This window comes from Bradyrhizobium sp. AUGA SZCCT0169 (assembly GCF_018130085.1).
GTDB lineage: Bacteria > Pseudomonadota > Alphaproteobacteria > Rhizobiales > Xanthobacteraceae > Bradyrhizobium.
On record NZ_JAFCMC010000042.1, the window covers coordinates 1 to 13009 of the forward strand.

Here is a 13009-nt window from a genome sequence, read left to right on the forward strand (position 1 = left end):
CCCGTCCAACGTCCGTGACGACGGCCGACGCCCTTCTGAGTAGGACGGGATGGCGATAGATGCGCACTGATTTGGGTTGGTCGACAACAGAAATATTTTTGATTTACAGAACTTTTCTACTTGACACGACTTCTGTAAAACGGAATTGATTTGCCCGTCGGGTTGTTTTGTCGCAGGCGACGACGACATTTGCGATTGTGAGGGCAGCGACTGGGCGGAAGCGATCCCATCCATCGTCGTCCCGGCGAAGGCGGGACCCATACGCCGCGGCGCCCATTGTAGCGCAGAGTAACTAACGTGACAGTCTCACCGAGAAGCCGCGGCGTATGGGTCCCGGCTCAAGGCCGGGACGACGCCGGTGTTTGGCGATGGTCTCACGCCGCGCGGATGTTCGCCATGAAGCGGTCGAGCTCTTCGCGCAGCCGCGTGCTTTCGCTCGACAGCGTGCGTGCCGAATGCAGCACCTCTTCCGAGGCCGTACCGGTCTCGGTCGCGCCGCGGTTGACCTGCATGATGCTGGCGGCGGCTTCCTCGGTGCCTTGCGCGACGTTCTGGACGCTGCGTGCGATTTCCTGGGTCGCCGAGCTCTGCTGCTCGACCGCGTCCGCAATCGTCGTGGCGATGTCGGAGATCTTGCCGATGGTGCCGCCGATTTCCTTGATCGCGGCGACCGATTCCTGGGTCGCGCCCTGCATGCCCGAGATGTGATTGGAGATCTCGTCGGTCGCCTTCGCGGTCTGGCTGGCGAGCGATTTGACCTCGGAGGCAACGACGGCAAAGCCGCGGCCGGCATCACCGGCGCGGGCCGCCTCGATGGTCGCGTTCAGCGCCAGCAAATTGGTCTGCTCGGCAATCGCCGTGATCAGCTTGACCACGTCACCGATCTCCTGTGCTGCGCGCGACAGTTTTCCGATGCGGTTATCGGTCTGTTCGGCCTGGCGCACCGCGGCTTCCGCAATCTGGCTGGATTCCTTGACGCGGCGGCCGATCTCGTCGACGGAGGCCGACAGCTCCTCGGTCGCGGATGCCACCGATTGCATGTTGCCGGACGCCTGTTCCGAAGCGCCGGCGACCTGGCTCGACAGGCTCTGGGTGGTTTCCGCGGTTCGCGTCAACGTTCCCGCGGAGGCTTCCAGCTGCACGGCCGAGGCCGAAACGTTGGAGACGATGGCGCCCACCGCGGCCTCGAATTCGTCGGCAAAGCGAATGAGTTCGGCGCGGCGCGCGGCGCTGCTCGCCTTGTTCTGCGCCTCTTGCGTGGCGGCGTCGCGTTCGGCCTTGGCGACCGCCTGGACCTTGAACTCCTCGACTGCGCTGGCCATTTCGCCAAGTTCGTCCTTGCGCCCGAGGCCGGGCAGCACGACGTCGAAATTGCCGGCGGCGAGTTCGCGCATCGCCTTGCACATTGCGATCATCGGCTTGGAAATGCCCTTGCCGAGCAAGAACGCCCAGATACAGCCGAGCAGGAAGCCGCCGGCCGCCAGGATCAGGATCAGCCGTTCGGTTTCGCCGATGCTCGCGTTCGACTCGGCCTCGAGCCGCTTCTGATCGGCCAGCAGGCTGGACTTCATGACGGCGGCGCCCTTGCTGATCGCAGTGGCGGAATCCGTCATGTCGAGCGTCAGATCGTCGATTTCCTTGGCGTTGTGAATCAGCTTGGCCAGCGCCTCCCGGTAGGCTTCCAGAAGCCCGGCGGACTCCTTGAGGTCAGCCACGACCTTGTCAGTCTTCGAGGAAATCGATTTGAGCGAGTTCTCGACGAATTTCAGACGCGCCAACGCGCTGGCGGCCACCGCCTTGTCGGCATTGATGACGAACGTGTTGACCAGTGCGGTGACGGCCTGAAACTGCTCGTAGACCTTCTTCGCGCCAAGACTGATGACCTGCTGCTCGGACTCCTCGGCATTGCTCGGGAGATCGTCGAGCTTGTAGTGCAGCGACATGCCGCTGCGCGTGAGCTGGTTCTGGGTGATCCGCGCGCTTTCGTCCTTGACCTTGACGACGTCGGCAAAGATCTTGGCAAAGGCGCGGAATTCCCGCTCCAGCTTGGCGAGCTGTTCAAGCCGGCCCGGATCGGTGGTGCCCTTCATCGAGGCAATAATGGCTGCCTTCAGGCTGGCTTCGGCCGTCAGCGCCGCTTTGCCATCCTCTTCCTTGGCCGTGACCACGAAATAGCGGGCGAGCGAACTATAGGAAATCAGCTCGCGGTCGATGTCGCGCGCCAGGTCGGCTTCCTGCACGCTGCGCCGGTAGGCGTCCACGCCTGCGGAAACGTGTTCAAATCCCATAAAGGCAATGCCCATGCTGACCGCCGAGATGGCCAGCGTCACGGCAAAGCCGAGCATGATCTTGGCGCGGAATCGAAGGGTTGGGAGTTTGATCGAGAACAAGCCCGTACGTTTCTTAAATCCCACCTCAAGCCCCCCGTTTTCATTCTGAAAACCCGGATCGGGAGGCCCTGCCCCCGATCCAGTGCGCAAAACTAAGGCACAATGGATAAGGGTGCGTAAATTCCGGCCGTATTCCCCTTGGGTTGCAGGGCTGGAAGCATGCTTTTTTTGTCTCGGTCCCCCTTTGGGGCCCGGACGGTCTCCGAAAGTATGATGCGGTGCGGGGTGGACGCGACCTCATCCCGTCAATCTACCTCCCGCCACGCGCAGCGCTTTGGCTACAGCTCGACTCGCCCGCTGGAGACGGCCGAAGAATCGGCTGACCGACGCCGCGTCGCCGCGAGGATGTCATCACAATGACAGGGGCGACCAAAATCCTAGTTGCAAGTTCCCTCGCCCGTGTTTCTAATTGGAATAATTATAAAACATCGGGAGGTATCACGCGTGTCTACCATCAAATTGACGGTGAACGGCAAGGCTGTCTCAGCCGACGTCGAGGACCGGACCCTCCTCGTCCATCTCTTGCGCGAAAACCTGAACCTGACCGGCACCCATGTCGGCTGTGATACCAGCCAGTGCGGCGCCTGCGTCGTCCATATCGACGGCCGGGCGGTCAAATCCTGCACCGTGCTGGCGGGCCAGGCCGCCGGGTCCAACGTCACCACCATCGAGGGCATCTCGAAGGGCGACGAATTGCACCCGATGCAGGCGGCGTTCCGCGACAATCACGGCCTGCAATGCGGCTATTGCACCCCGGGCATGATCATGTCGTCGATCGATATCGTGCACCGTCATGGTGGCAAGCTCGACGAGGAAACCGTCCGGCAGGAGCTGGAAGGCAACATCTGCCGCTGCACCGGCTACCACAACATCGTCAAGGCGGTGCTCGATGCGGCCGGACGCATGAAGGTCTCGCAGGCGGCTGAATAGCCGCCGCAGACCACCAAGACTGAATCCAAGACCGCGTTTCGATGGAAATGGCGGGAACAATAATTCCGGTCGGGAGGACAGGACATGGGCGTTGAAGGCATTGGCGCAAGCGTTGTGCGCAAGGAAGACCGCCGTTTCATTACCGGCAAGGGCCGTTACGTCGACGACATCAAGATTGTGGGCCTGACCCACGCGCACTTCATCCGCAGCCCGCACGCCCACGCCAAGGTAAAGAGCATCGATACGTCAGCGGCAAAGGACATGCCCGGCGTGGTCGGCGTCCTGACCGGCCAGCAGATCGTCGACGACAAGGTCGGCAATCTGATTTGCGGCTGGGCCATCACCTCGAAGGATGGCACCGGCATGAAGATGGGCGCATGGCCGGCGATGGCGCCGGAGACCGTGCGCTTCGTCGGCCAGGCGGTCGCGGTCGTGATCGCCGAGACCAAGAATCAGGCCAAGGACGCCGCCGAAGCCGTCGTCGTCAATTACGAAGAACTCCCGGCCGCATCAGATATTCGCGCGGCCATCAAGCAAGGCGCGCCGCAGCTTCACCCTGAAGCGCCCGGCAACGTGATCTACGACTGGACGATCGGCGACGAGGCCGCGACCGAAGCCGCGTTCAAAGCCGCGGCCAACGTGGTTTCGCTCGACATCACCAACAACCGCTTGGTGCCGAACGCGATGGAACCGCGGGCGGCGATCGGCGAGTATAATGAGGCGGAAGAGCACTTCACGCTCTATACGACCTCGCAAAATCCGCATGTCGCCCGTCTCGTGTTGTCGGCGTTCTATAACATCGCCCCGGAGCACAAATTGCGGGTGGTGGCGCCCGACGTCGGCGGCGGCTTCGGCTCCAAGATCTTCATCTACCCGGAGGAGATGGTGGCGCTGTGGGCCTCCAAGAAGGTGGGGCGTCCGGTGAAGTGGACCGGCGATCGCACCGAGGCCTTCCTGACCGACGCCCATGGCCGCGATCACCTGACCAATGCCGAACTTGCGCTCGACGCCAACAACAAGATCACCGGCTTGCGCGTCAAGACCTATGCCAATCTCGGCGCCTACATGTCGCTGTTCTCGTCGTCGGTGCCGACCTATCTCTACGCGACGCTGTTGTCGGGCCAGTACAACATCCCCAACATCTTCGCCGAGGTGATCAGCGTCTACACCAACACCACCCCGGTCGACGCCTATCGCGGCGCCGGCCGGCCCGAAGCGAGTTTCGTGGTGGAACGGCTGCTGGAGACGGCGGCGCGGCAGTTGAAGGTCGATCCGGCGGAATTGCGCCGCAAGAACTTCATCACGCAATTTCCGCATCAGACGCCTGTCATCATGGCCTACGATATCGGCGATTTCGGCGCCTCGCTCGACTCGGCGATGAAGGCGATCGACTACGCCGGCTTCCCGGCGCGCAAGGCGAAAGCCAAGTCAGAAGGCAAGCTGCGCGGCATCGGCCTCTCCTGCTACATCGAGGCCTGCGGCATCGCGCCGTCGAAAGCGGTCGGCAGCTTAGGGGCCGGCGTCGGCCTGTGGGAATCCGCTGAGGTCCGCGTCAACCCGGTCGGCACCATCGAGATCCTCACCGGCTCGCACAGCCACGGCCAGGGCCATGAAACCACCTTCTGCCAGCTGGTGGCCGAACGCCTCGGTGTTCCCATCAGCCAGGTGCAGATCGTCCATGGCGACACCGACAAGGTGCAGTTCGGCATGGGCACCTACGGTTCGCGCTCGGCCGCCGTCGGCCTGACCGCGATCCTCAAAGCGATGGAGAAAGTCGAGGCCAAGGCCAAGAAGATCGCAGCCCATGCGCTCGAAGCCTCCGAAAGCGACATCGTGATCGAAAACGGCGAGTTCAAAGTCACCGGCACCGACAAGTCGATCGCGCTGCCGATGGTCGCGCTCGCCGCCTACACGGCGCACAATCTGCCCGACGGCATGGAGCCGGGCCTGAAGGAGGGCGCGTTCTACGACCCGACCAACTTCACCTTCCCGGCCGGCGCCTATATCTGCGAACTCGAGGTCGACGCCGCCACCGGCAAGACCTCCTTCGTCAACTTCGTGGCGGCGGACGATTTCGGCCGGCTGATCAACCCGATGATCGTCGAAGGTCAGGTCCATGGCGGTCTCGCCCAGGGCATCGGCCAGGCACTGCTGGAAGGCGCTGCGTATGACAGTTCGGGTCAGCTGCTGACGGCGTCGTTCATGGATTACGCCATGCCGCGCGCCGACGATCTGCCGTCGTTCAAACTGAACCACACCACGACGCTGTGTCCGGGCAACCCGCTCGGCGTCAAGGGCTGCGGCGAAGCCGGCGCGATCGGTGCATCGGCCGCGGTGATCAACGCGATCACGGATGCGATCGGCAACAACAAACTCGAAATGCCGGCGACGCCCGATCGCGTCTGGCACGCCATTCACGGTTGAGAGGGAGAGAACAATGTACGAGACCACTTATCATCGCCCCTCCTCGGTCGACGAAGCCGTGGCGCTTTTCGGCAAAGGCTCGGATTCGAAATATCTCGCCGGCGGCCATACGCTGATTCCCGTGATGAAGCAGCGGCTGGCCGCGCCGTCCGACGTGATCGATCTCGGTAAGATCAAGGAGCTGATCGGGATTGAAGCGTCAGGCGATACGCTTACTATCAAGGCGGCCACGACCTATTTCGACATCATGCAAAGCGCTGATGTGAAGAAGTCGATCCCGGCGATCGCCTATCTCACGTCCGTGCTCGGCGATCCCGCGGTACGACACCGCGGCACGATCGGCGGCTCGATTGCCAACAACGACCCGGCGGCGGATTTTCCCGCGGCATTGGTCTCGCTCGGCGCCACGGTGAAAACCAACAAGCGCTCGATCGCGGCGGATGATTTCTTCAAGGGCCTGTTCACGACGGCGCTGGAAGACGGCGAGATCATTACCGCGGTGTCGTTCCCGGTGCCGGCCAAGGCTGGTTACGAGAAGATGCGCCATCCCGCCTCACGCTTCGCGCTGACCGGCGTGTTCGTGACCAAGACCAAGGCCGGTGACGTCAGGGTTGCGGCAACAGGTGCATCGCAAAACGGCGTCATGCGGGTACCGGCGATCGAGGCCGCGCTGAAGGCGAACTGGTCAGCGGGCGCGCTCGATAGCGTCAAGGTCTCCGACAGCGGCATGCTCGCCGATATCCACGGCTCCGCCGCCTATCGCGCCAACCTGGTCAAGGTAATGGCTCAACGCGCGGTGACTGCGGCGGGCTAATAGCGTCAAAACACAAGTTCCCATGCAAGCGGCGCGCAGCGATGCGCGCCGCTCTGCATTTGGTCGGATTCTCGACAAAGAATGCTTGCCACGCGCAGCCGGAGGCGAGACAATTTAGCTAATCAGCTAATTAAAAATACCTCTTTGGGAGAACAAGACGTGCTCGACAAACCCGCCGCCCAATCCGCAGTTCGCGCCTCCGGCCCGCTCGCCGGTTTTCGCATCGTCGAGTTCGCGGGCATTGGCCCGGGTCCGTTCGCCTGCATGATGCTGGCCGACATGGGCGCGGAGGTCGTGACGCTCGACCGCGTCGGCGCCAGGAAGAATTTGAAATCGGTGGCGGGACGTGGCCGCAAAGTCGTCGAACTCGATTTGAAGGACAAGGCGTCAGTCGCAAGCGTGCTCGATCTGCTCGCCAATGCCGACGCGCTGATCGAAGGCTTTCGTCCCGGCGTGATGGAGCGGCTGGGGCTCGGGCCTGACGTCGTGATGGCGCGCAATCCGCGCCTGGTGTTCGGCCGCATGACCGGCTGGGGTCAGGAAGGCCCGCTGGCGCAGGCCGCCGGCCATGACATCAATTACATCTCGGTGTCAGGCGCGCTCGCCGCGATCGGCACCAAAGAGAAGCCGGTGCCGCCGCTCAATCTGGTCGGCGATTTCGGCGGCGGCGCGCTCTATCTCGTGGTCGGCGTCCTCGCCGCGCTGCTGGAAGCGTCGAAATCCGGCAAGGGCCAGGTGGTCGATGCCGCGATGTGCGACGGCGCGGCATCGCTGATGTCGATGTTCTTCGACATGACCGCGATCGGCCGCTGGACCGAAGGACGCGATCAGAATTTCCTCGACGGCGGCGCGCATTTCTACGGCGTTTACGAATGCTCCTGCGGCAATTTCATTTCGATCGGATCGATCGAGCCGCAATTTTACGCCCTGCTCCGCGAACACGCCGGCCTGACCGACGCCGATTTCGACGCCCAGATGGACCGCAACGCCTGGCCGGCGCTGAAGGAAAAGCTGACAAAGGTGTTCAAGAGCAAGAGCCGCGAAGACTGGTGTAAGATCATGGAAGGCACCGACATCTGCTTCGCGCCGATCCTGACCATGGCGGAAGCGCCGAAGCATCCGCACAACGCCGCGCGAAAGATCTTTGTCGAACGCCACGGCGTGACCCAGCCCGCGCCGGCGCCGCGCTTTTCGCGGACGCCGTCGGCGATCCGGGATGCGGTGAAGGCGGAGATTGCCGATTTGACGAGCGCGTGGAAGGCGGGGCGGTAGCCCCCGCTGTCGTCCCGGCCTTGAGCCGGGACCCATACGCCGCGGCAGAAATTGTTTGGCGCGCTGGTCGTTGTCTTTCTTTTCCACCCATACGCGCCGCGGCGTATGGGTCCCCCGATGCGCAATTGCGCATCTGAGCTCAAGGCCGGGACGACACTGAGTTTGACGGCGTGCGTTACGCCGCATCCACCTTCAGCACGCCCCTGCGAATCTGATCTTCCTCGATCGATTCGAACAGCGCCTTGAAATTGCCCTCGCCAAAACCGTCGTCGCCCTTGCGCTGGATGAACTCGAAGAAGATCGGCCCGATCGCGTTGGCCGAGAAGATCTGTAACAGCACCTTGGTATGGCCGCCTTCGACGACGCCCTCGCCGTCGATCAAAATGCCGTCGCGCTGCAGCCGTGCGACGTCCTCGCCATGGCAGGGCAGCCGTGCATCGATCTTCTCGAAATAAGTCAGGGGCGGTGACGGCATGAACGGCAGGCCGTCGGCGCGCAGCGTCTCCACCGTGCCGTAAATGTCCCGCGCGCCGCAGGCGATGTGCTGGATGCCCTCGCCGCGATAGGTGTTGAGATATTCCTCGATCTGGCCGGAATCGCCGGCGTCCTCGTTGATCGGAATCCGGATCTTGCCGTCCGGGCTGGTCAGCGCGCGCGAGAACAGGCCGGAGGCGCGCCCCTCGATGTCGAAGAAACGGATCTGGCGGAAGTTGAACAGCTTTGCGTAGAAGCCGGTCCAGACATCCATGCGGCCGCGATGGACGTTGTGGGTGAGGTGATCGATGTAGAACAGACCGGCGCCGGCGGGCCGCGGGTCTTTGGCGCCGAGCCATTCGAACTCGCTGTCATAGGCCGAGCCCTTGGCGCCGTAGCGGTCGACGAAATACAAGAGGCTGCCGCCGATGCCCTTGATGGCGGGAACGTCGAGCGTCTTCTGCGCGGACGGGATATCCGCGGGCTCCGCACCGAGCGAAATCGCGCGCGCGTAAGCCTGCTTCGCATCCACCACGCGGAACGCCATCGACGGCGCGCAGGGGCCGTGGGCAGCCACAAAGGCAAAACCGTGGGTGCCGGGCTCCTCGTTGACGAGGTAGTTGATGTCGCCCTGGCGATAGACCGTGATGTTCTTTGTCTTGTGGCGGGCGACCGGCACATAGCCCATCAGCTTGAACAGCGCGTGCAGTTCTTCCGGCCGGGGATGGGCGTATTCGACGAACTCGAAACCGTCGGTGCCCATCGGGTTGTCGGCGCTGATGGTAGCGGCCGGCGCGTCGTGCGGAAACGGACCCATGGCGGAATCTCCTTCTTGATCTGATCCATGGAGTTTCCGCCAGGTCGGGCGCAATGTGCATGCAAATCGCGGCGAGATTGGCTATAGTTGCGCACAGTTCGTGCATCAAATGGGTGTTTCACGCATGATTCCGGTAGACGCTTTCGACCTCAAAATGCTGGCCGCGCTGCAGGACGACGGCCGGCTGACCAACCAGCAACTGGCCGATCTGGTCGGCCTGTCGGCATCACAATGCTCGCGGCGGCGGATGCGGCTCGAGGAAGAAAAAGTGATCGCGGGCTACCACGCCGATCTCGCCAGCGAGGCGCTCGGCTTCAATTTGATCGCCTTCATCCACATCACGCTGGCGACGCATTCGCCCGACAACGCCAAGAAATTCCGCGCGCTGGTGGGGCGCGTCGACGCGATCCAGGAGGCCTATTCGCTGACCGGTGATGCCGATTACCTGCTCAAGGCCGTGCTGCGCGACCTCAAGAGCCTGTCCGACATCGTCAACAACGTGCTGATGCCGCACCAGAGCGTCGCGCATGTGCGCTCGTCGATCGTGCTGGACCGGCTGAAGGAAAGCGCAAAGCTGCCGCTAAAGGAATTGGCGCGGTAGAATTCGAGGGAGATGGCCGAAATCGAGGGGAATTCGCCATTATCTTGCCAAGGCGAATTTGCGATGATGCGGTCCAAGATCAATGCGAAGAGATCACCATGGCGCTGCAACTCCGGCCGAACTGCGAATATTGCGACAAGGATCTGCCGCCGAACGCGACGGACGCGCGGATCTGCTCCTATGAGTGCACATTCTGCGCGGACTGCGCCGACAACAAGCTGCACAATGTGTGCCCGAACTGCGGCGGCGGCTTTGTGCCGCGGCCGATCCGGCCCGCGCAGGAATGGCGGCCGGGCGTCTGCGTTGTAAAGCAAGCGCCTTCCGACAAGCGCGTGCATCTGAAGTTCAGCGTCGAGGATTGCGCGGCGCATTCGGCGCGGCTTAGGGATATTGCTCCGCAGGATCGCTAGTCTCGCCACATCGTCATTGCGAGCCACCGGGTCGCAATGACGTGGAGAGAGCATCACCCCGCCGGCGTGATCGTGCCTTCGACCTCGCCAAATCCGACGCGGTAGCCGTCGCCCTGGCACCAGCCGCGCATCACGAGCGAATCGCCGTCTTCCAGGAACGTACGCTTGACGCCGCCGGGCAACTCAATCGGCTCGGTGCCGTTCCAGCTGATCTCCAGCAGGCTGCCGCGCTGATCCTTTTCCGGGCCGGAGATGGTGCCGCTGCCTAGGAGATCGCCGACATTCATGGCGCAGCCTGATGAGGCGTGGTGCACCAATTGCTGCGCCGACGACCAGTACATGTATTTGAAATTGGTGTGGCAGATGCCGGCGGCCGCGTTCATGGAGCCGGCGCGCAGGGCGACGTCGAGCTGCATGTCGTAATTGTTCGGCTGCGCCTGGCGCAGATACTCCAGCGGCTGCGGGTCCTGCGCGGGCCCCTGGACGCGGAACGGCTCCAGCGCCTCGCGCGTCACGACCCACGGGCTGATCGAGGTCGCAAACGCCTTGGCCTGGAACGGGCCGAGCGGCACATACTCCCACTGCTGGATGTCGCGCGCGCTCCAGTCATTGAGGATCACAAACCCGAAGATCATCTCTTCGGCCTGTTTTTCCGTCAGCATCTCGCCGATCGCCGACGCCTGTCCGACCACCACGCCCATTTCCAGTTCGAAATCGAGCCGCTTGCAGGGCCCGAAGCTCGGCACGTCAGCGGTCGGCGGCTTCAATTGCCCGCGCGGCCGGCGCACCCTGGTGCCGCTGACGACGACCGTGGATGCGCGGCCGTTGTATCCAATCGGCATATGCAGCCAGTTCGGCTGCAGCGCATTGTCCTTGCCGCGGAACATGACGCCGACATTGGTGGCGTGCTCCTTGGAGGAATAGAAATCGGTATAGCCGGACACCGCGATCGGCAGATGCAGCGTGACATCCGCCATCGGCACCAGCGTGCGCCGGCGCAATTTGTCATTGTCGCGCAGTTCGGGATGATCGTGGCGCAGCAGCTCGCTGATCCGCGCCCGCGTCCGCGACCACACCTCCGGCCCGAGCGCCATGAACGCGTTCAGCGACGGCGCCGCGAACACGCCGGGCTCGACGACGTCGATCCGGCAATCCTGCGCGAGTTGCCAGAGATCGAGCACATAGTCGCCGATCGCCACGCCAACGCGCGGGGCAAGCCCGTCCTTGGCGGAGAACACGCCATAGGGGAGATTCTGGATCGGGAAATCCGAGGTCGGATCGACCGGGATGAAGGAGCGAAGGGTGGGATCGTTGGGATGGGGCACGGTGTGCTGCGTCCTTTCTTCCTTCTCCCCTTGTGGGAGCCGAGACGAGCGAAGCTCGCTCTTAGGTGGCGCGCAAAGCGCGCCGGATGAGGGGTCTCTATCCGCATCTCGAAATCTTACCGTGAGGAGAGAACCCCTCACCCGTCTTCGCTTCGCGAAGCCACCCTCTCCCACAAGGGGAGAGGGGAAGAACCGTCACGGCTTGTTCGGATCGAACCGCTTTTCCAGTCCCTGCCAGCAATCCGCGTAATCGTCCTGCAAGGTCGCCGACTTCGCCGCGTGCGCGGTGACGCGCTGCGGGTAGCGGGTTTCGAACATGAAGGCCATGGTGCCTGTCAGCTTCACGGGCTTCAGCTCGCCATTGCTGGCATGGTCGAAAGCCTGGCGATCCGGGCCATGCGGCAGCATCATGTTGTGCAGGCTGATGCCGCCGGGGACAAAGCCCTCCGGCTTGGCGTCGTAGACGCCGTAGATCAGCCCCATGAACTCCGACATGATGTTCATGTGATACCAGGGCGGACGGAAGGTGTTTTCCGCGACCGCCCAGCGCTCCGGGAAGATGACGAAGTCGATGTTGGCGGTGCCTGCGGTTTCCGACGGCGAGGTCAGCACCGTGAAGATCGAGGGATCCGGATGGTCGAAGCCGATGGCGCCGACCGGCGAGAAGGTGCGCAGATCGTATTTATAGGGTGCGTAATTGCCGTGCCACGCCACCACGTCGATCGGCGAATGCGGCAAGGTCGTCTTGAACAGCGAGCCGCCCCATTTCACGAACAGTTCGGTCGGCGTGTCCTTGTCCTCATAGGCCGCGACGGGGGTGAGGAAGTCGCGCGAATTGGCCAGGCAATTGGCGCCGATCGGCCCACGTTCGGGCAGCGTGAAGGCGCCGCCATAGTTCTCGCAGAGATAGCCCCGCGCCGGGCCATTTGTCAGTTCGACGCGGAATTTGACGCCGCGCGGGATCACGACGATCTCGCCGGGCTCGGCGTCGATGCGGCCGAACTCGGTAACAAGGCGCAGCTTGCCCTGCTGCAGCACGAACATCATCTCGCCGTCGGCATTATAGAAATGCTGATCGACCATCGATTTGGTAATGAGATAGACGTGCGCCGCCATGCCTCCTTGCGTGTTGGCGTCGCCTGCGGTCGTCATGGTCTGCACGCCCTGCAGGAACGTCATGTCTTCTTTCGGAATCGGCGCCGGATCCCAGCGCAATTGCGCGATCGGCAGTTCGTATTCGTGGCATGGCGCGGTGCGCCACAACCCGGCATCGGCCTTCTCAAAACGTCCCGAGTGCTTCACCGATGGGCGAATGCGATACAGCCACGACCGCTCGTTGGCGCCGCGCGGCGCGGTGAAGGGCGAGCCGGAAAGCTGCTCAGCGTAGAGCCCATAGGCGCAGCGCTGCGGCGAGTTGCGGCCGATCGGCAACGCGCCGGGCAGCGCCTCGGTCTCAAAGCTGTTTCCGAAGCCGGACATGTAGCCCGGCGTGACACCAACGGTGCTGCGCGAGATCGCGTCGGGCGAGGTGTTGATATTCATGGTCATCCTC

General features: G+C 63.1%; 10 protein-coding genes. 6 read left to right on the forward strand and 4 right to left on the reverse strand.

Annotation, left to right across the window (positions count from 1 at the left end):
* Window positions 1-374: 374 nt before the first annotated feature.
* On the reverse strand, window positions 375-2345 hold the full coding sequence (locus JQ609_RS30300; protein ID WP_212214840.1) for a methyl-accepting chemotaxis protein: 1971 nt from the start codon (window positions 2343-2345) through the stop codon (window positions 375-377).
* Window positions 2346-2834: 489 nt separating this feature from the next.
* On the opposite strand from JQ609_RS30300, the gene JQ609_RS30305 reads away from it, so the two are divergent.
* From JQ609_RS30305 to JQ609_RS30320, 4 genes are all read left to right on the forward strand, one after another.
* A complete protein-coding gene (locus tag JQ609_RS30305) occupies window positions 2835-3320 on the forward strand; it encodes a (2Fe-2S)-binding protein (protein ID WP_212214836.1) in 486 nt (161 codons plus the stop codon).
* Between the two features lie 84 nt (window positions 3321-3404).
* Window positions 3405-5744 carry a xanthine dehydrogenase family protein molybdopterin-binding subunit gene (locus JQ609_RS30310; protein ID WP_212214834.1) on the forward strand — a complete coding sequence of 780 codons (2340 nt, stop codon included), beginning with the start codon at window positions 3405-3407 and terminating at the stop codon, window positions 5742-5744.
* 13 nt (window positions 5745-5757) lie between these two features.
* Entirely contained in the window at window positions 5758-6558 is an 801-nt protein-coding gene (locus tag JQ609_RS30315) for a xanthine dehydrogenase family protein subunit M (protein WP_212214831.1), read from the forward strand.
* 159 nt (window positions 6559-6717) lie between these two features.
* Window positions 6718-7830, forward strand: a complete 1113-nt coding sequence (locus tag JQ609_RS30320; RefSeq protein WP_212276394.1) for a CaiB/BaiF CoA-transferase family protein — start codon at window positions 6718-6720, stop codon at window positions 7828-7830.
* A gap of 175 nt (window positions 7831-8005) precedes the next feature.
* On the opposite strand, the gene hppD is transcribed toward JQ609_RS30320, so the two are convergent.
* Window positions 8006-9121 carry a 4-hydroxyphenylpyruvate dioxygenase gene (hppD, locus tag JQ609_RS30325; protein ID WP_212276395.1) on the reverse strand — a complete coding sequence of 372 codons (1116 nt, stop codon included), beginning with the start codon at window positions 9119-9121 and terminating at the stop codon, window positions 8006-8008.
* 124 nt (window positions 9122-9245) lie between these two features.
* Here hppD and JQ609_RS30330 point away from each other — a divergent pair, with 124 nt between their 5' ends.
* Window positions 9246-9722: an Lrp/AsnC family transcriptional regulator gene (locus tag JQ609_RS30330; protein WP_192735657.1), complete on the forward strand. Its 477-nt coding sequence runs from the start codon at window positions 9246-9248 to the stop codon at window positions 9720-9722.
* 98 nt (window positions 9723-9820) lie between these two features.
* Complete coding sequence (locus tag JQ609_RS30335) at window positions 9821-10132, forward strand: DUF1272 domain-containing protein (RefSeq protein ID WP_212214816.1); 312 nt, start codon at window positions 9821-9823, stop codon at window positions 10130-10132.
* 53 nt (window positions 10133-10185) lie between these two features.
* Here JQ609_RS30335 and fahA read toward each other — a convergent pair whose 3' ends face one another.
* Together fahA and hmgA are read right to left on the reverse strand one after the other, a co-directional pair.
* Window positions 10186-11457, reverse strand: coding sequence for a fumarylacetoacetase (gene fahA, locus JQ609_RS30340; RefSeq protein ID WP_212276396.1), 1272 nt, complete (start codon window positions 11455-11457; stop codon window positions 10186-10188).
* A 195-nt stretch (window positions 11458-11652) separates the two neighbouring features.
* Window positions 11653-12999 (reverse strand): homogentisate 1,2-dioxygenase, encoded by a 1347-nt coding sequence (gene hmgA / locus JQ609_RS30345; RefSeq protein WP_212276397.1) that lies wholly within the window; start codon window positions 12997-12999, stop codon window positions 11653-11655.
* Window positions 13000-13009 lie beyond the last annotated feature (10 nt).